Origin of the sequence: Halobacteriovorax sp. XZX-3, assembly GCF_043196495.1 — a bacterium.
GTDB lineage: Bacteria > Bdellovibrionota > Bacteriovoracia > Bacteriovoracales > Bacteriovoracaceae > Halobacteriovorax_A.
The window spans coordinates 878,695-898,514 of record NZ_JBEBMO010000001.1 but is presented as its reverse complement, the minus strand read 5'-3'; the positions used below and the strand labels follow the sequence as shown (position 1 = coordinate 898,514).

18 protein-coding genes are annotated in these 19,820 nt (G+C 35.0%); 13 read left to right on the top strand and 5 right to left on the bottom strand.

Translation table 11 applies throughout. The features are described 5' to 3' along the window. Positions 1–4: 4 nt before the first annotated feature. The 7 genes from nqrE to ABMA70_RS04070 all read left to right on the top strand — a co-directional run bounded on the left by nqrE (position 5) and on the right by ABMA70_RS04070 (position 7,685). Complete coding sequence (nqrE, locus tag ABMA70_RS04100; RefSeq protein WP_103216791.1) at positions 5–616, top strand: NADH:ubiquinone reductase (Na(+)-transporting) subunit E; 612 nt, start codon at positions 5–7, stop codon at positions 614–616. A gap of 28 nt (positions 617–644) precedes the next feature. After that, a complete protein-coding gene (gene nqrF / locus ABMA70_RS04095) occupies positions 645–1,871 on the top strand; it encodes an NADH:ubiquinone reductase (Na(+)-transporting) subunit F (RefSeq protein WP_103216792.1) in 1,227 nt (408 codons plus the stop codon). Between the two features lie 141 nt (positions 1,872–2,012). After that, the gene (locus ABMA70_RS04090; RefSeq protein ID WP_392991414.1) at positions 2,013–3,353 is read left to right on the top strand and encodes a sensor histidine kinase; all 1,341 of its coding nucleotides are present in this window, start codon (positions 2,013–2,015) and stop codon (positions 3,351–3,353) included. Between the two features lie 60 nt (positions 3,354–3,413). Next, complete coding sequence (locus ABMA70_RS04085) at positions 3,414–4,268, top strand: hypothetical protein (RefSeq protein ID WP_392991416.1); 855 nt, start codon at positions 3,414–3,416, stop codon at positions 4,266–4,268. 188 nt (positions 4,269–4,456) lie between these two features. Further along, complete coding sequence (locus ABMA70_RS04080) at positions 4,457–5,866, top strand: sensor histidine kinase (RefSeq protein ID WP_392991418.1); 1,410 nt, start codon at positions 4,457–4,459, stop codon at positions 5,864–5,866. A gap of 139 nt (positions 5,867–6,005) precedes the next feature. Further along, complete coding sequence (locus ABMA70_RS04075; RefSeq protein ID WP_392991420.1) at positions 6,006–6,830, top strand: ThiF family adenylyltransferase; 825 nt, start codon at positions 6,006–6,008, stop codon at positions 6,828–6,830. Between the two features lie 9 nt (positions 6,831–6,839). Then, the gene (locus ABMA70_RS04070; RefSeq protein WP_103216797.1) at positions 6,840–7,685 is read left to right on the top strand and encodes a hypothetical protein; all 846 of its coding nucleotides are present in this window, start codon (positions 6,840–6,842) and stop codon (positions 7,683–7,685) included. Between the two features lie 47 nt (positions 7,686–7,732). Here ABMA70_RS04070 and ABMA70_RS04065 read toward each other — a convergent pair whose 3' ends face one another. Then, on the bottom strand, positions 7,733–8,356 hold the full coding sequence (locus tag ABMA70_RS04065; protein WP_158246779.1) for an iron-containing redox enzyme family protein: 624 nt from the start codon (positions 8,354–8,356) through the stop codon (positions 7,733–7,735). Beyond that, positions 8,331–9,023, bottom strand: a complete 693-nt coding sequence (locus ABMA70_RS04060) for a hypothetical protein (protein ID WP_392991423.1) — start codon at positions 9,021–9,023, stop codon at positions 8,331–8,333. The genes ABMA70_RS04065 and ABMA70_RS04060 overlap by 26 nt, the downstream gene beginning before the upstream one ends. Before the next feature lie 171 nt (positions 9,024–9,194). Between ABMA70_RS04060 and ABMA70_RS04055 the strand changes: the two genes are divergently transcribed. Both ABMA70_RS04055 and ABMA70_RS04050 read left to right on the top strand, forming a co-directional pair. Next, positions 9,195–10,568 (top strand): sensor histidine kinase, encoded by a 1,374-nt coding sequence (locus ABMA70_RS04055; protein WP_392991425.1) that lies wholly within the window; start codon positions 9,195–9,197, stop codon positions 10,566–10,568. 124 nt (positions 10,569–10,692) lie between these two features. Next, a complete protein-coding gene (locus ABMA70_RS04050) occupies positions 10,693–12,450 on the top strand; it encodes a DEAD/DEAH box helicase family protein (RefSeq protein ID WP_392991427.1) in 1,758 nt (585 codons plus the stop codon). Here ABMA70_RS04050 and ABMA70_RS04045 read toward each other — a convergent pair. Then, positions 12,424–13,032: a hypothetical protein gene (locus ABMA70_RS04045; RefSeq protein ID WP_392991429.1), complete on the bottom strand. Its 609-nt coding sequence runs from the start codon at positions 13,030–13,032 to the stop codon at positions 12,424–12,426. The two genes, ABMA70_RS04050 and ABMA70_RS04045, sit on opposite strands and share 27 nt — an antisense overlap. 73 nt (positions 13,033–13,105) lie before the next feature. Here ABMA70_RS04045 and ABMA70_RS04040 point away from each other — a divergent pair, with 73 nt between their 5' ends. From ABMA70_RS04040 to ABMA70_RS04025, 4 genes are all read left to right on the top strand, one after another. Continuing rightward, positions 13,106–15,280, top strand: a complete 2,175-nt coding sequence (locus ABMA70_RS04040; protein ID WP_392991431.1) for a toprim domain-containing protein — start codon at positions 13,106–13,108, stop codon at positions 15,278–15,280. Between the two features lie 25 nt (positions 15,281–15,305). Next, a complete protein-coding gene (locus tag ABMA70_RS04035) occupies positions 15,306–16,769 on the top strand; it encodes a DNA gyrase subunit A (protein ID WP_103216804.1) in 1,464 nt (487 codons plus the stop codon). A gap of 307 nt (positions 16,770–17,076) precedes the next feature. Further along, on the top strand, positions 17,077–17,481 hold the full coding sequence (locus tag ABMA70_RS04030) for an integration host factor subunit alpha (RefSeq protein ID WP_392858006.1): 405 nt from the start codon (positions 17,077–17,079) through the stop codon (positions 17,479–17,481). After that, positions 17,482–17,913: a MerR family transcriptional regulator gene (locus ABMA70_RS04025; RefSeq protein ID WP_103216805.1), complete on the top strand. Its 432-nt coding sequence runs from the start codon at positions 17,482–17,484 to the stop codon at positions 17,911–17,913. Here the strand turns inward: ABMA70_RS04025 and ABMA70_RS04020 are convergent. Together ABMA70_RS04020 and gspN are read right to left on the bottom strand one after the other, a co-directional pair. Beyond that, the gene (locus ABMA70_RS04020) at positions 17,872–18,843 is read right to left on the bottom strand and encodes a polyprenyl synthetase family protein (RefSeq protein ID WP_392991433.1); all 972 of its coding nucleotides are present in this window, start codon (positions 18,841–18,843) and stop codon (positions 17,872–17,874) included. The genes ABMA70_RS04025 and ABMA70_RS04020 overlap by 42 nt on opposite strands. A 35-nt stretch (positions 18,844–18,878) precedes the next feature. Next, complete coding sequence (gene gspN, locus ABMA70_RS04015) at positions 18,879–19,805, bottom strand: type II secretion system protein GspN (RefSeq protein WP_392991435.1); 927 nt, start codon at positions 19,803–19,805, stop codon at positions 18,879–18,881. Positions 19,806–19,820: the final 15 nt, after the last annotated feature.

Genomic DNA, 19,820 nt, shown 5'->3' with positions numbered 1-19,820 from the left:
AAATATGTTTGAACATTATTTAAGTTTATTTATTAAAGCAGTATTCATTGAAAACTTAGCCTTAGCATTCTTCCTAGGTATGTGTACATTCCTAGCAGTTTCGAAAAAGGTTAAGACTTCTATTGGTCTTGGTGTAGCGGTTGTTGTTGTACAAACAATTACAATCCCTATTAACAACCTACTTTATAACTACTTACTAAAAGAAAATGCTCTTGAGTGGGCAGGGATCTCTGGTACAGATCTTTCATTCCTAGGTCTAATTTGTTACATCGGTGTTATCGCGGCGATGGTTCAAATCCTAGAAATGTTCCTAGATAAATTTATGCCAGCTCTTTATAACGCTCTTGGGATTTTCCTACCTCTTATTACTGTTAACTGTGCCATCATGGGTGGATCACTATTTATGGTAGAAAGAGATTATACTTTTGGAGAGTCTGTTGTTTTCGGTATCGGTTCTGGTTTCGGTTGGGCCCTAGCGATTGCTGCTCTTGCAGGTATTAGAGAAAAAATGAAGTACAGTGATGTTCCAGATGGACTAAAAGGTCTTGGGATCACTTTTATCACTGTAGGTCTAATGGCACTTGGTTTCCTAAGTTTTTCAGGAATCCAACTTTAGTAACGGTAAGTAATAAAAAGGAAATATTATGAATGCAATTATTCTTGGTGTTTTAATGTTTACCGTTGTGGTTCTTGCTCTTGTTTTAGTAATTCTTTTTGCTAAATCAAAGCTAGTATCAAGTGGTGACGTTAAGCTAACGATCAATGGTGAGAAAGTGGTTCATATCCCAGCTGGTGGTAAACTACTTAACGCTCTTGCCGATCAAAAACTATTCGTATCTTCTGCCTGTGGTGGTGGGGGTACATGTGGTCAGTGTAAAGTTCACGTTCACGCAGGTGGTGGTGAAATTCTTGAAACTGAATTATCACATATCTCAAAGAAAGAAGCTCGTGAAGGCTTAAGACTTGCATGTCAGGTTGGTATCAAAACTGATATGGAAGTTGAAGTTGAAGAGTCTGTCTTTGGTGTTAAGAAATGGGAATGTGAGGTTATCTCAAATGATAACGTTGCGACTTTCATTAAAGAATTTAAGCTTAAGCTTCCAGAAGGTGAGTCTGTACCTTTTAGAGCTGGTGGTTATATTCAAATCGAAAGACCAGCAGGGCTTTCAATTGATTACAAAGACTTCGACGTACAAGAAGAATACCGTGGAGATTGGGATCACTTCAATCTTTGGCAGTATAATTCAACTGTAAACGAAGAAACTATCAGAGCTTACTCGATGGCAAACTACCCGGAAGAAAAGGGAATCATTATGCTTAACGTGCGTATTGCTTCTCCTCCTCCAAGAGCTCCTAAGGGAACTCCTCCAGGGAAAATGTCTTCTTATATCTTTAGCTGTAAGCCAGGTGACAAAGTTACAATCTCTGGTCCATTCGGAGAGTTCTTTGCTCGTGACACTGATAAAGAAATGGTATTCGTTGGTGGTGGAGCTGGTATGGCGCCAATGCGTTCACACATCTTTGACCAACTAAAGAGACTACACTCTAAACGTAAGATGACTTTCTGGTACGGTGCTCGTTCAGTTAGAGAAATGTTCTATGTTGAAGACTTCGACGGTCTACAGGCCGAAAATGATAACTTCACTTGGCACGTTGCTCTTTCAGATGCACTACCGGAAGATAATTGGACAGGTTACACTGGGTTCATTCACCAAGTACTTCACGATGAGTATCTTGCTAAGCACCCAGCTCCAGAAGATTGTGAGTACTACCTATGTGGTCCTCCTATCATGAACAAGTGTGTAATCGATATGCTTCTTGACCTAGGGGTTGAGCGCGACGATATCATGCTTGACGATTTTGGTGGGTAACTAGGATTAAAGTAATAAATTTACATATAGAAGAGGCCAGCTTTATAGCTGGCCTTTTTTATTAGCTAATTTCGAATAAAAGTTAAGCTAAGTTATCCTTTCTTCAATTGTTCATATATTCCACTATGTTAGTTTTGATGTATGGATAATATGACGGCCCTATATATCGTACTCTTATCATTTCTACTTCTGTGCGTTGTCAGTACTTATGTTGTTGCAATGGTGGATAAAGAAAGTGACTACCAGCAATTTAAAATGGCCCTAATTTTTAATTTCTTCCTCTATGCTACACGTTTTTATTGTGCTCAGTGGGTGGAACTAGACGTCATATTCTTTGGCTTAAAATTCATTCCACTTTATTTGATATGTAATTTCTTTCTAAATAATCGATTAAGCCAGTATCGAGTTGAGTTGATGAGTCTTTTTGTTTTAAGTGGCATTGCTGGCTTTTTATTGTATTTAGCTGGGGTTGAGTCTGAATATTATTCCCTTACTGTGGCCATCGGAAGTTTCACTCCTGGTATCTATGCATTGGCCTACTTTGGTAAACGAATAAAGTATGTTGTGAATTTTTTCTATTTTACTATTTTTGCTATCGCAGGAATAGTCACATTTACCTATCCATTTACCTTTGAAATAAAGGGCTCTGGGATTTGGGGCTGGAGTGCGGGCGTCATCACTTATATTGCAATCATGTTAGGGCTTCTGGTTAAGATCTTAGAAAAGAAAGTTGATGGGGATTATAAATTACAAGAAGAGTTAAAGCTTATTAATGCAGTTTATAAGGCCGTTATTCATGATACTTCAAATGACTTAAATTTTTTGTCTTTAAGTCTTTCAAGGGCGTTAAAAGATGAGAACTTGACCTATGTAAAGTTAGCCTATGATCGATTAAGTGAGCTCATCAAATTTAAAGCAGAGATTCGTAAGCAATTTAATAAAGATAATCTTTCATATGATGTGGAGCTTTCGTCAATAGTAAAGTCTGTTGTCTCTCACTACCAAGACGACTTTAACAAGAAGCGAGTTCAGTTGGTTGTCACTTATCCCCATCAAAATATCGAAGCTTCGCTACCCATTAGTAAGGAGAGTTTAGTTAACTCGATTTTAGGTAATCTTGTTTCTAATGCCTTGAAGTTCTCTGAGCCACGTTCAAAAGTCTACCTCTCAATGATTCACGATAAAACTCATGTGTACTTTAGTGTTATTGATTCAGGGGGCGGTATTTCTGACGACATTATTTCATCAGTAACGAATTTCTCAAAAGTGAGATCGAGTAGTGGTACTCGTAACGAACTGGGCAGTGGAATGGGCCTTAGCATACTTTGCTACATCATCAAACGAATTGACGGTGAAATTAGCTTCATGAGTATGAAGAGTGGAACAAAGGTAATTGTAAAGATCCCTTTTGTTAACCAAGTATCAGAACATTTAGATAATAAACGTGATGGCCACGGTAGCAACGTAATATCACACGCTTAAAACTCTTATCTTTTCTTACATAACTAGTCTTATTAAGGCTTATTGGGTCTAATTATGGATATGAAATCGATACTCACTTTATTACTTTCAACTTATGTCTTGGCCTCTTCTCCGGTAGCAATATCTGATTTTTCTAACTCACTAGAAAATGAATTAGGATTGAAGCTTTCACGCTTAGATGATGTTGTAAGAAAGATTAGAATCAGAAAACCAAATGTTTTTGAGAAATGGTTAATGAATAAAAGTGGTGCAGAGGCCACATATAACGACAAAACGAACACGATTGTTTTACGACAAAAGAATTGGCGTGGAGATCGAATTGTTAGCTCGTCTGATTTTCCAACTGGACAAGAGTATCAGTTCACTATCTTAGCATCGACTATTTTTCATGAGTTAATGCATGCGGACTTTGATGTTTTAATAAAGGGGAGTCATACACGTTCTGATATTGCACTTAAGAATACTCAGCGCTGGTTCTCTCAAAATATTCCTGGAGTTAATGCTCATATTGCTGCCCATGAATTCTTTGGTTATACCGCTTCGGATCTCATCTTGGGAATTAAGAGTAAGCTTCAAGATATCTATATGGCCCATGGGATTAATAGCTATAAAAATACGTGCTTTGGAAAGAAGGGCCTTAAGAGAATTAAGGATCGCCTTTTTCCTGATGGCGATATTCATTTTAAAGACACGTTAAAAATTTCAAGCTTTGCGAGTGTATTTACGCCCAATACAATCTTTGTAAAAGGAAAAGATTTTAATATCAAAGATAAGAACTTCCCTGACTCTTATCGCAAAGATGTCTATCAACACTTTGTGGACAATTACCATGCTCCTAAGAATTCAAGTGATTTACTTGAGATCGCTACGAGAGAGTATGGTGAATTATTACAAAAATGCTTCGAAGGTATATAATTCTAATCCAATCTAAATAGAAATACTTTCAAATAGTTTAGGTTCTCGGCAACTTCTGCTTCGCTATTAAGAATCTTGGCCAAAGGTTACAATATATATTGTGGTGTGAAGTTAAAGAAATAACTTAAGTTGCCATTTTAATTCTTGTAGTGATAATCAGTATTTATTGTTTTATAAGGTGTAATTGGTTGGAAGTTAGTAATAAGGCATTAGTCGCATATTTTGATGGTGTAAAGTCGATGGGGGATTCCGTTGAAGATTTTATTGCCGAGCTTCCAGTTAAAGACAAAGATCTTTTAGATGTAAAGTCGCGTATAAGCTGGCAAGAATTTAAAGATATCACAGTCTTCTTCTCTGAAAAGTACCCGAACTATACTGAAATTATTAGTAATACCGGTGTTTCAAACAGAATCATTAAACCATTTTTTGACATCATTACATATGTAATTAGTTATAGCTTACTCTATGAGTTCTTTTTAAAGCTATCTTTTAAGATGCTTTACACCAATATCAAAATTGATACAAAGAAACTTAGTTCAGATTCTTTTCAAATTATCTTTGAGTTTTCAGATTCATCTCAGATCTTTCACGAATTCATAAATATGTATGTTGAACTTTTCAAAACGATTCCAGTTAATTTCATCGGGTGTCGTACATATTCAAGAGTGAAATATCTTGTCGTAGATGACCGAGTTGTATACTCTGTTAGTAATGCGGCCTTCGCTAAGGTCAGCATTCCGAACTTGCTTTACAATTTCTTCTTCACAAAGAAAAAACTTCACGAAGTTATTCTAAAAAATGTGGAGTATTCGAATCTACTTGAGAAGCAAAATTTAGAGCTTGAAGAGTATCGAAAGAACCTTGAGCTATTAAATACAGAATTGAATTTAAGTAATCGTACCTTACACCATGATGTTGCTAATAAACTTCTTAGTCTTGAAGTAGCTAAGAAAAGAATTGAGAATGGTGATTATGAGCAAGCGGTTAATAAGATCAATCAATTCTCAAACTCAGTTAAGGGAATTATTCAAAACTCAATTGTTACGACACATGTTGATGGTGAACTTTTTGAGCTTCAAGAAAATAATTTATATGACCTTTTAATTGAAGCAGTGACAGAGTATGACGACATTGCTATCCAAAAAGGTGTTCGAATTATTCACGACTTTAAAATTGATCAAAACCTAACTTTATATACAAATAAAATCGCACTACAAAATAACCTGATTTCTAATATTATGTATAATGCGATCAAATTCTCACATAAGAATGAAAGTATTGTTTTCTCAGCTTCTGTTTGTGATGAGAATCTTTGTCTCAGAATTGTTGATTTCGGTGTAGGTATTCCAGAAGAAAAACTTAAGCTTATCAAAAGAAATGTTGGTCTAATTGGTTCAACTAAGGGGACTAATGGTGAGAAGGGTTCTGGACATGGAATGAGTATCATTATGGATACTGCCAACGCACTAGGCTTCAAGGTTAATATTTCATCGAGTTTAGGAAATGGAACATCAATTGAGTTAATAAAAAATATTTCTCAAGAAGAAACAGATTTTACAAACGTTCTTTTCCTAGACGGTCAAAATACAAAGTCGTAAATCAGTCTCATAAGTATTAATTATTACTATTGTGTGCCAAGTATTTTTGCTGAGCTCAGAAAATGACCCATTTGTAACTCCCCAGATTCTCCAAAAAAATCATTTTAACTTATACTCTCACGTTAACTGGAGGGTAGAGATGTTTTCAAGAAATATTGGTTTAATTACTCAAGAGGATCAAGATAAATTACAAGGAGCATCAGTTTTAGTTTGTGGAGTTGGTGGCATGGGAGGTGTCGCTAGTGAAGTTCTTGTTCGTATGGGAATAGGAAAAATTAAAATTGCTGACTTTGATCGTTACGAGCCCCATAATTCAAATCGTCAAATACATTGTAATGCAAAGAACTATGATCGCTATAAAGTCGATGTCTTAGAAGAAGAATTCAGAAGTATAAATCCAAATTTAAAAATCGAATCATTTAACGAAGGTGTTACAAAAGATAATATCGAAGATCTTTTAGATGACGTTGATATTGTTATCAATGGAATGGATGAAATGTTTTACTCATTAATTCTAGAAAGAGCAGCGCGCAGAAAAAATATCACAATCGTTGATGCTTGGATCACTCCATTTGCATCAGTCTTTGTAATGACTCCGGATTCTCCCCACTGGGAAGAGTATCTCGATTTATGTACCAAGAATACTGCAGTTGAGGATCTAACGCCTGAACTATGTAACCAGGCAGTTAGAGAAGAGGTTGATTTTACCTTCAGTCATTTTTCTCCATACAAATATATTTCTAAAGATCTCGTTGATAAGATTGTAACTAAGGAAGCAACAAGGCCTAGTTTTACGCCTGTCGTTTGGTTATCTGGAGTTCTCATGGCCAACGAAGCTTATAAAGTTATCTGTGGCCTACCACATACGGATCATTTAGGGGTGTTTTTTGACCAGTATGAATTTCAACTAACGAATGCTGGTTCAAAGAGTAAGAAAGGAAAACAAGTAAAGAAAGTTGCCTAGGGAGCACTTATGAATGAGGTAAAGTGGGGGAGCTACTCCTTCAAAACATATTTCAGGCCAGGCCTGTATTTGGATGATTTTAATTTAAAACGTTTGTATCGTTCAATTATAGAAATTAATAATACTTCTAAGAAAAAAGTAAATATTAGATACCTTCAGCTAGAAGATATCGATGAGATTAAAAGTTTTTTGAGTCATATTATTGTTTCTATAGTTCATACACGTGGAAAAGATATTTCATTTTTAATGAATTATATTATTGAAGATGGTGATGTAAATATTCTTCATGTCGGAATTATGATTGCAAATTCTTATACTGGTAATGAAGCGATGGCCATGATGGCATGCTTTAATAAGTTGGAGTATTTTAAGCAGCATAAATGTTTTTATACGACTAATATATCAGCGACTCCTGCTGCAATTGAAGCCTTTGATAAGATAAGTCGTAAAGTTTGGCCATCTCCAAAGAGTCAGATCAAGAAACCACCAAAGGACTATATTAACGTTGTAAAACTTCTTGAAGAGTTCTACATCAAAAAATGGTTTCAGGACCCTACAGAGTGCAATATTGACCCGTATCGCTTTGTTCTTAAGTCTCCATGCAAGAAGATGGGATTTAAAACAAATATGTTTCAAATGAGTCGGGCAAATAATATTGAGTACCAAAATTTTTGCAATAGTTTAATCGATTACGAAAATGAAGAGGACCTAGTACAGGTTTCTACGTCAGGTTACCTTGAATTGATAAAAACCTACTTGTTGACCAACCTATATCTTGTCTTTAAAAAACCACCTCGCTTTTATGAGGAAGAGGCAACGATAGGTGATGAGAATGATTTAAGTAAAATTGCTTAGTTTATAAAAGAGGCCCTACTTCATTAAATTGTAGTAGGGCCTATTTGTTAAGATGCTTTGCTAAGAGTCTGAGCACTACTTTCACATGCTTGTAATAACCTGATATAACGTTTAGTTGTTTCTTTCATATTATTTATAATGATATCTTTGTTTGGTAGTTGATTAACTGCTTCTAATGCCTTTTTGATATGTTCTATATCTTCATCTGTATGTACTTTCATAAATCTTGTCGCTGATTTTCCATACTTTTGAATTAAGTTATTAACAATTATTTGAGGAAGATTTGCTGCGAATGCCTCTAGTGCTAAGACCCAACCAAAAACACTTTCACCTCCATATGTATTGGCATAGTAAAACTGTGACTGGTAGAAGATCTTTGTTTCTTCATACTCCTGAAAATCACAAATATTATAACCTAAACTCTTTAAGTCACTAAGGGCCAGGTTCTCATGTCCAGACTCTTCATCAGCATGTTCTAACCATCGCTTTGATAATTCCTCGGACTTGCAATGCTTTGCACTCGTTCTCAAAATACTTTCAGAGACAGAGGTATAATAGTAAGTTTGCGCTAGCCAATTGGCGTATACATTTTCATCTTCAAACTTTATTGCTCTTACTTCTTCGATTATTTGAGTAACACATTCATTAAGCAAACTTTCTAAATGATTCATAATTTTCCTCCTCATCTGGAAACTTTAAAAATAGAACTGAATCTCTATATTCATCATAGAGTTTGTTAACTTTTCTTTTAAGAATTTCATCATTTATATCGACAGCTGTTTTTTCGTTAAAATATAGAAGATTACATAAGAGTCCCTTGTAAATAATATTGGCGCAGATAATATCTCCATGCTTTTGACCTTCCTTACTTGCGCTATTAGTTTTTACAGTTGGTGCAATAACATGTTTTGCTTGAATATCTCTTGTAATATTCACTAGAATTTGTCGCAAGATACTGTAGAAGTCTAAGTGGTGTCTTTTCTTACGATAACTCGGAGAAATTGTTAGTAACTCAATACTGTAGACGTTACTTATGGCCAGCTCTTTTATTGCCCTGATGCCTTCCATTGGAATTTCACTAAAGTATGATTGCTGTTTAAATAAAGGAATAGAGAAGTCATGCTTACTCATTGCACAGTAAGCACATACATTATTATCAGCGTCTAAAAGCAGAATATGAAGCTCTTGCCTTAGAAATGTATCTGAGCAAAAGTTATCTTGAATTTTAAAGATTTCGGCCCATGTTTCTTGATACATTTGAAAGGCCTTTTGAAGCAGTGCCTTGTTAGCTCTACTAAACATTTCTTGCTTGTGAATAATTTTTAGTTGAATTTCCATTTGAGAATTGTAGTACGACTAGAGAGGATCTATACTGTAAATTAATATATCTTATTATTTCAGTGACTTATGGGGTTAGCTAATGTAGGCATTATTTATTTATAAGCCAATAAACTGTGTAAAATTTATTTATGGAGTGAATTTGTTGAATAGTTTTGGTACTTAACTTTCATGTACGAATTTAAATGCTCCAAGCTAATGGCCCGTCTGATTATAGATTCAGTCACAAAGCTTGGTGTCGATAAAGCTCCATTCAATGAATTATATTCTAAGTATGAAAATACTTGTGATAAGTATATTTCTTATAAGTTTTTAAATGACTATGCAGATCTTCTTCTACAAAAAGTTGATGAGGATGAAGTTATTCGAGTTGTTGCCAATGATGGCCTAAATTCAGAAAAACTAAGTGTATTTAAAAACTTAGTTTTTAGTATTTTATCTCTTAAAAGCCTTTATAACATTCAATCTAAATTGGTTTTAACATATTTATTCAAAGGCGTTACTTTGAATGTATCGACACGTGGTAAAAATATTAGACTTGTCCAAGAAGCTTCGGCACCGAAAGTGCATTCGTTATTTTTCAAGATTTATGCAGAAGTTTATAGGAACTTTCCAATGATAATTGGTCGAGAACCTGCCAAAGTTGTTAGCTTAAGGATTGAAAACTCTTCAATGACAATGGAGATATCACCAAGTCAAAAGCTGAATATTGTTTCTACAATTGGTCTTTTTCTTAAAACGAGATTTGCACATTTGGCCGCAAAATCAATGTATATAAATCTAATTAATGAGCTTAGAGAAGAATCAGATCAACAAAATTACGAACTTAAAAAGTTAAATGAACAACTTGATCAGTCGCTAAAACAAAAGAGTGTGTTAGTTCGTGCTTTAGGCCATGACATTAATAATTCAATCGTCACAATCAAACTTTCATGTGAAAGGTTGTTACGAACTTTAGAGGATGAAAAAGATCTTAAGGTTGCAACAACAATATCGAAACACATCGAAATCATAAATCTTATCGCTAATAATGCACTTCAAAATGAAATAGATGAAGACCATATTGTTAATAATTACTCAATTGAGAATGTATCTAGTGTCGTTGATGATTTAGTTGATAGTTTCAAAGATAAAATTTTACGAAAGAATCTAGATGTTATTACTGAAGTAAGTACTCAGAGTAGTGACTTTTATATTAATAGACCAATCTTTACATATAATATTCTTGCAAATTATTTTTATAACGCAATTAAATACTCATTTCCATACGGAAGGATCATCATCTCTATTTCAGAGATCAATGATTTTTTCGTGTTTAAAATCATTGATGAAGGAAAGGGGATGAATGTTAGCATGTCTAAGCAGGTATTGGGTACTGAAGGGGAAACTGGACGTGGTCAGGGAATGATAATTGCAAGAAATTTATTGGCCAAAATGTATGGTGATGTCGTTGTATCTAGTAAACAAGGTGTTGGGACTAGTGTTTCAATAAGTATTCCTAAGTCACTTTCAACAACATCAAACAGTAATCATTTTACACTTTAAATTAAATAATAAGTTTTCGACTTCGCGAGTCATCGAGTGGAGATGCTCTTTAAATGTTTGATGTTGATTAAAATCAATAGGCCACTTTTTTTCCATTTCAAATATTCTTGTATACAATACATCAATGAAATTTAAACTCAGGGATTATCAAGTTGAAGCTGTTGAGAGAGTGGTCTCTCACTTTAGAAAATGTGCTGATCCTTCTCTTATTGTTCTCCCAACAGGTGCTGGAAAAAGTTTAGTCATTGCTGAACTTGCGCGTATTGCACGTGGGCGTGTTCTTGTGATGGCCCATGTAAAAGAGTTAGTAGAACAAAATCATGCTAAGTATGAGTCCTATGATTTAAAAGCGGGAATCTTTTCTGCCTCTATGAATAGAAAGGATAAGGACGAAAAGGTTATTTTCGGCTCGATTCAATCTATTGCCCGTGCTGCTGATGATTTCTTCAAAGATTTTTCTCTTGTTATCATTGATGAGTGCCATCGAATTTCGCTAGAAGAAGAGTCTCAATACCAACAGGTTTTTGACAAACTAAAAGAAGTAAACCAAAAGGTTTTCTTTCTTGGCCTTACGGCAACACCATATCGCCTTGGAATGGGATGGATTTATAACTATCACTATCATGAAATTCTAAGGACAAAAGAAGAGCGCTTTTTTAAGCATTGTATTTATGAGTTGCCACTTAGTTATATGATTAAAAATGGTTATTTAACTAGGCCAATTAAAATTGATTCTCCTGTTGCTTGCTATGACTTTTCAAAACTTGAAGTTAATGAGAATTCTGGACGATTTTTAACTCAAGAAATTGAGAAAATTTTGAACGATAGCGCTCGTGTTACACCAGGGATTGTTAAGCATATCGTCCAAGAGGCAAAAGAGAGAAATGGGGTTATGCTTTTTACTTCTACAGTAAAGCATGCCAATGAAGTCTTGAGTTTTTTACCTGAAGACTCTAGTGCCATTGTAACAGGTGAAACTGATCAAAAAGTTCGCGACCAAATCATCGATGATTTTAAGAATCAAAAAATAAAATTCTTAGTAAACGTCTCTGTTTTAACAACTGGGTTTGATGCTCCTCATGTGGACTTGATTGCAATCCTTCGTCCAACAGAGTCCATTAGTCTTTATCAACAGATTGTTGGACGAGGTCTAAGACTTTTTGAAGGAAAAGAAGACTGTTTAATTCTCGATTATACTGGACTTGACCACGATATTTTTAAACCTGAAGTCGGTGAAATCCGACCTCATGGAGAAACTCAAGAAGTGCAGGTGATGTGTCCTGATTGTGGGCATGCTAATATCTTTTGGGGCAAGGTTGATAGTGAAGGTTGTATCACTGAACACTATGGCCGAAAGTGCCAAGGTATCCATATTGACGAAAGTAATATGACTGTCCAAGAGTGTGGCTTTCTTTTTCGATTTAAAAGCTGTGATAATTGCGGACAAAGTAATGATATTAGTGCTCATGAATGTGTACATTGTTCACATGAATTACGTGACGCTGATAAGAAATTAAAAGAGGCAATGCAACTTAAAGATGCCCATATTATGCGTGTGGAAGAGATGATCTTTAGTGAACATCAAGGTAAGAAGGGACGCTCTCTTGAAGTCAGCTACTTTGATGTGAACGGAGAGTCTTTAAAAGAATATTATCAGCTAAATAGTAAGTCGCAACAGATGGCCTTCTATCATGCTTTTGTGAAGAAACACTTAAAAACACCTGAGCTTAAGTATTATATTGATGATCTTGATAAAATCTTAAAGGATCGAAAGTATTTTAGAGAACCGAAATTTGTGATTGCGCGAAAGAAACAGCGTTTCTGGCAAATAAGAGAGAAAATTTTTATAGAAGAACTAAAGTCGGCGAGATACACGAAATAACTTTTCCATCGCAAGCTCTCCAAGGGTTTCTGAAAACATCTCAAAGAGAGTGTCTGGTATCGAAGATTTTTCACCCTTCCAATAACTTTTTGAAAAGAAGAGGCATCTACCATCCGAAAGTTGTCTCACATTGATTTCTCCCCTTAGTCCTTTTAAGAATCCCTTATCAAATGTAAATGGATAGGCACCCGGTTTTGTGATGCGGGGAATTTTAAAATTTAGCGACATCGGAAAGGGCATGAGAGTATGGTCGAGATACAGATAGATCTCTTTTTTCTTTTCTGAATAACCTGATAGTTTTACTAGGTCGATATATTCATTAAATTTTTCGTAGCGCGACAATTTTCTTAAAGCGACTTTGCATTTATTTGGATGGATTCCATATATTTGGTAATCTAAACTTTGTTTGTTTTCTTGGGTCTCAACAATGGCCTTTCGATAAATTCTTTTTTTATCAACTAAAATTTCTTTGATATCAGCATCAATCCCCTTGAAATCAGAGGCGATAGCAAGATTTGAAAATACCAAAATCAAGTAAAAAACTGCTGTAATTATCAATGGTTGACGCGTTGTAACTTTCAAGGCCTTTAAGTTTCCCTTATTCTTTATAGTAAATTCATTATAGCACGAAGCTAAGATAGGGGAAAATTTAAGCATGGGACGCAGCATTGAAAAAGTTAATCGTAAAGGTAAGACGAAAGACGCCGTCATTGAGAGTAAAGATCAAAGGTGGCACTGTCGAAACCGTATTACGCTCGTCTTTGGTTCTAATGATATTGAAGATTTAGAAACATATGTCTACGAAGATAAGTCAGTAGATTTCAAAACCGTTAAATTTCATCAGGCAAAATCAAAGGCCATTGAAGAGCTTTTAGATAACTGTATTGATGAGTATTACCGCGGGCACGTTACAGAAATTCACACTTCTCTTAGTGAAGATGGGAAAACTGTTGTTGTTGCCGACAATGGTATTGGTTTCCCATTAAATAAAGTCAAGCAGGTTTATTCTGAGTTTAGAACTGGTTCTAAGTTTAAGGATGAAGAAACAGACGAGAAAGGCTTCTTACACAGAACTTTAGGACAGAACGGACTTGGTGCTGCTGCAACTTGTCTTACTGCAGATGAGTTTATTGTTACAATTAAACACTATAACTCTAAGAAAGAGCAGACGACGAAGTTTATCGACGGGGCCCTAAAGATTACTCAATCAAAACCAAAAGCCTTCAAAGGTGCATCTGGTGTATCAATCCAAGTAACTCTGTCAAAAGAAGTATACAAAGATAATAAGATTGATGAAAACCTTCTGAGAAAGAGAATTATTGACCTTGCTTACAATAATCCAGGGCTAGCTTTCTACTTTAATGGTGAGAAGTATCACTATCAAAAAGGTCTCTTCCAACTAGCTCAAAGAATTGATGAAGAGAATGCGCATGATTTTGGTGAAGCAGCCTATATCTACGAAACAGTAAATACTAAGAAGAAAAAGGTTAAGGGAAAGATTGATATGTCTCTTTCTCTAACTATTGATAAGGGAAGTGAAGAAAGAGAGAAATTTATTTCTTTTGTTAACTCTACTCCTACTTATGATGGTGGTTTCCACCACGATCGCGTAAGAAGAATTTTCATTAATGCGATTAAAGACAAGTTAGAACGTCAGGCAAAGAAAGAGAAAATTAAGTTAGTTGATAATGATATTCTTTCTGGTCTTACTTTTGTTCTTGGTGTGACAATGCCAAATCCAAGATTTGAATCGCAAACTAAACGTAAGTTAGTTCGTGATGCACATCTTGAAAAGGCCCTTGAAGAATTAATGGCAAAGTCTATTGATAAATTCATGAGAAAAAACAAAGACTATCTTGAAGTTGTTATTGAAAGAGCTAAGTCTCGTCACAAATATCAAGTTCTTAAAGAAGCGGCATCTAAGGGCCGTAAGCAAAAAAGACAAAGAGTTGAAAAACTTCTTGATGCCAACGAAAGAAAAAAACGTGATTTATGTACACTCTTTATTTGTGAAGGGGATTCGGCCATTGGTGGTCTAAGATCTGCTCGTAATAAACTGTACCAAGGTGGGATTGCTCTTCGTGGTAAACCTATGAACGTTGCCCAAGCAGGTATCAAAGACATTTTAAATAATCAGGAATTTTCAGATATCATGGCATCAATCGGTCTTGTTCTTGGACAAGAGGTTGATGAGAAGAAGCTTCGTTATTCTAATATCGTATTCCTTGCCGACTCGGATGTTGACGGTGGGCACATCAATACGCTTCTAACAAATTTCTTCTACCAATTTTGGCCAGAATTATTTGAAATGGGTGCTATTCAAATTGCAAAAGCGCCACTTTTTGAAGTCGTGACAGATAAGAAAACTCTGTATTTCGAATCAGATAAAGAACTAGAAGAGTTTAGAAATTCTGGAGAAGTAAGAATAAAAGAAATTCATCGAAACAAAGGGCTTGGTGAGATGTCACCGGAAGCCTGGAAGTATGTTTTATCAAAAGATGAATATACAAAAATTATCGTTGATCAAAAATCAAAAGCTAAAGAGATGTTAAATATCTGCTTTGGTAAAGATACGAATCTTAGAAAAGATTTATTACTTGATGAAGAGCAGTCTGAGATTATGTCAGAGGCAATTTCTGAAGATAAAGTTGTAACTAAGCCTAAACCAGCTAAGAAAGTAGCTAAAAAAGCTGCGAAAAAAACTGAGAAAACGGCGAAAAAACCAGCAAAAAAAGTCGCTAAGAAAGCTGCTAAGAAAAAGGCAAAGAAGGCCGTTGCAAAAAAAGCTGCAACTGGTGGTCTGGCCGACATGATTGATTACCTTGATTAAAAAAGAAATTGGAAGGAAATAAATAATGCAAGAAACTTATCTTCATTCACTAGAATCAGTAAACTTAGAAGATATCGTAAGAGATGAATACCGCACGTATCAGATCTATACATTAATGGATCGTGCGATCCCTTATCTTCAAGATGGCCTTAAACCGGGTCAAAGACGTATTCTTTATACGCTTTGGAAAAATCAGTCGAAAGGACTTTTAAAAGTTTCAGCTGCCACTGGTCTCGTTTTAACTCTTCACCCGCACGGACCAGCTTCGATTGAATCGGCCATTGTAAATATGGCCCAAGATTATACTTTCTCTAATAACTATCCTCTTATTGATAAGAAAGGATACTTCGGAGAGAGGATGGAAACTGATCCGGCCGCTGGAAGGTATATCGAATGTAAGCTAGGTAAGGTATCTGATCTCTTACTATTTGATGATATGAACCAAGTTGAAATGGTTCCAAATTATGATGAACGTTCGATGGAGCCAGTAGGGCTTCTTCCAAAGCTTCCTCTTATGTTATTAAACGGAGCTGAGGGGATTGGTACAGGTTTCTCTTCGACGATTCCAAGTTTTCATCACAAAGATATTATTAAGTCGATGATTTCATTTATTGAAACTGGTAAGGTGAAGAAGTTAAAACCTTACGTTCATAATTATTCTCTACCAATTCATGTTGATAAGAAGACTGGAAAACTTACGTTTGAAATGTCGATTGAAGAAAAAGGTGGAAAGTTCTTTATTACTGAACTTCCTCGTGGTTACGATGCTAAGAAGATTTATCGTCACCTGACAAAATTCATTGATAGCGGTTATATCAAAGATTTCGTTGATGCTTCTGTGGATAATGAAATCAATATTGAACTTCTTTTAAAGAAGGGCCAAGAAGCAACACTTAAAGAAATTCAAGATACAATTGGTGCAACTTCAACTCTTTCTCCAAATTACACTCTAATTTCAGAAAGAGGGGTAAAGATTTTTGATCAAGCTGAAGAGATTATTGAAATCTTCACTGGTGAAAGGTTAAAGGTTGTTACTCGTCGTTATGAACTTCTTTGCCTTGATCTGAAAGATTCAATTACAAAGAATAATGAAATTATCAAATTCATCAAAAATAAAGAATACGAAAAGGCGACAAAGTCGAAAAACAGAAAGTCTTTCGTAGAGTATCTTGATAAAAAGAAGTACGTTTATGCTGATTATCTAGCAGATATGCCAATTTATCGTATGACAAAAGATGAAGTTGAAAAACGCAAGTTACTTATTCAGGATGAAACGAAAAAACTTAATGAGTATACAAAAATTGCGAAGTCACCTAAGCTTGTTGCCAAGAAGCTAATTGAAGAGCTAAATGATGTTGATACTAAATTAACTGACTGGCTTAAGAAGAAAGATGCGGAAAAGCAAAAGCTCCTAAAAAAGATTGCTAAAGATCAAGAGAAACTTGGAAAGAAAAAGGCCAAGAAGAAAGCAGTTAAAAAGAAGTCTTAATAATCTAAGTGAAATAGTCTGATAAAAAAATCCCCAGCAGAAGTGCAAAACTTGTGCTGGGGATTGTTCATGTCAATACGCCAATTTGACAAGAAGAAGTTGATATAAACATAATACATGGTATTTATTTAGCTACTCAACTTAATGTTTTCTTAAAACTAGCTTAATTGACATCTTTACGCCGAAAAAGGCTAAGTTATTAAAATGAAATATATTTCCCACAAAATTTTTTTTGTGAAATATTCATAATTCTGCTAACCTATTAATATATAAAGGTTCTTTTGATTCATGGAGGAATGCAATGAGCTTGACTAAAGCTGATATTGTCGAACGAGTTTATAAGGAAGCAGGGTTTTCTAAAAAGGAAGCTTCTGATCTTGTTGACTTAGTTTTTAAGGTAATTAAAGATACTTTGGCCCGCGGGGAAAAAGTAAAAATTTCTGGTTTTGGAAACTTCTCAATTCGCGATAAAGCATCAAGAGTTGGCCGTAACCCACAAACAGGTGAGGCGATGGAAATTTCAGCAAGACGTGTTCTTACTTTTAAACCTTCACAGGTGCTAAAAGAAGATATTACTGGACGCTACGTTCACCGTATCGATGATAAAGGTAAGGAAGACACTTCAATTGCTCCTAAGGAAGGAACACCGAAAGCATTAACATCATTCAGAAATGATACTGATGATGACTACGAGAGTGAAAACGGATTTTAAATGCTAGAAACATTATCGATTCCACAAAAATCGTTATTTAAACTTGATGAAGTTTGCTCAATCGTTGGTGTAAAGCCATACGTATTAAGATTTTGGGAAAGTGAATTTGATGAAATTTCACCTCTCGTTTCTTCTACTGGTCAAAAACTTTTTGAACAAAAAGACATTCAAATGCTGGCAAAAATCAAAGGCCTTCTATTTGAAGAAAAGATGACTATTGAAAAAGCTAAGCTAGTTTTAAGAGGTCAATTAGATCTTTCTAAAGACAGTGCTGTTGCAAAGAAGAAGTTAAATACTAAGCCTGCAAAGTCTTCTAAATCAAAAGTTGTAAATTACAATATTGATTTAGATAAACTAGAGCAAGCGAAGAGCATCCTGAATCAATTGAACCTAAAGAGTCAAAGTATTCAACAAAGAAATAATTGGATCTAAAGAGGCGGGCCTAGCGCCTGTCTCTACATCTAAGTGACCAGTTATTGTTCTTTGATTTGGTTCAATAATACTAAGTATCTTTCCAAGATATTCTCCGTACACTAAACGGATATTTTCGCACGCGTACTTTTCAAAAAATACTTTCATATATTCTAAATTAGATTGTAATTCATTGAAACATTCTTGCGATCGTGTCTTCCAAGGATTTACAGCTTCCTCATGTTCACTTAAAACTTCATCTTCTAATTCGCAAAGATCATCAAGAAGTTGAAATGCTATTCCCATGTGATGTCCAAGGCGGTGTAGTGCCTTTGCTGTTTTTAAATCCGCATCGTCATTAAATAGGTATGGCCCAACAATTGAGAGTTGAATAAGACGTGCTGTCTTAAGCTTATGAGTAAGAATTAAATTCTTAAAACTCTCTGTCATATGGTGGCCTAAATCGAGGGCCTGGCCAAGAATTAGTCCTTTGGCGCCTAAACACCAATGAGCATAATTTAGAATTTCGTATTTATTCCTAACTTGTATTTTGTTTATTAAATTAAAGCTTAGAGATTGTAGTGCATCTCCGGCCAGTAGTGCTTGCCATTGGCCAAATTTTGCATGAGTTGAAAGTCTGCCACGACGATATTCATCATCATCCATACAAGGCATATCATCATGAATAAGTGTATATGTATGATGAATTTCTAATGCACATGAGAAGCTCTTAATTGACTTCTCAAGCTTTTGATTACTAAAGTCTATACCAAAGTCTTTTGCAGTGGCATAAGCGAGCAGAGGGCGAAATAACTTTCCTGCAGGTAATAACGAATAATCATATATCTCACTGAAGAAATTGTGATAATTATTTTGATCGATAAATAACTTTAGGTCAGCTTCAATTTGCTGCCTTGCTTCTTTTGGCTTAAGTAGTGATTGATTTTGCATTGAATTAAGATGCTTTAAAGTTGGCCTTTAGTCAACTAGCGCTTAATCATTTTCGGCGTGTTTGGACGTCCAAGAGTCCCATCAATTTTCATATGGTAGAAACCTTGTTCGTCAGGAGTACCATTGCCTAGAAGAAGATTAATAATCGCAAAATTTTCGATAAATTCTGGTGTAAATTTAACCTGTGCTTCGAGATCGATTTTTGAATTTCTAATATTTCTTTTATCTAGAGAAATTGTTCCACTTGCATTGGCACGAATAGGTGAGTTGCTATCTCCAATGATTAACTCTTGGATTTCAACGGCCCCTCCATCTTCAGCATGTGCTTTAAATGAAAGATTTTTTATTGCTAGAGTAGGTAATTCAAAACTTTGAATGACTTGGGCCGGAATCGTAAAATCTTTTGATGTTAAATAAATATCGAGATCTTTTATTGCTTTTAAATCTGTACTAACAAGTGCGTTTAGATTGATCGTTCCATCTATTTTAAATGCATTCATTAGCGGGCCAAGGGCCTCAAAGCTGATTACAGAATTTTCTATCTTAATGTATTGAGTTGAAAAATTGTGAATCGATTTAATATTGATATTATTATTTAATCCCGAAATCTTACTTATTTCTGTATTAAATGTAAGACCCATTGGTGCAAAGCTTGGAAGTCCTAAAGAAATATCGGCCTCTGAAATAGTTAGTCCTGATGGAGCATTTAAACATCGAGATGAGATATCGATTTCTTTTAAGTTAATACCTGGAAGAAAATAGCTAAGAGAGGCGTTCTGATAATAAATAGGGCAGCTTCGATTCTTTCTAAGTCCATCATAAACGAGACTCATTACTTTATCTTCAACTGAAAAATTGAAAATGAATCCAAGAAAGAGAGATAAGAATGCAAGGATCGTCATTAGAAAAATTGTTTTCTTATTTATCTTGTATACGTCTGTTTGTACTGCTTCTTCACTCATATTATTCTTCTGGAT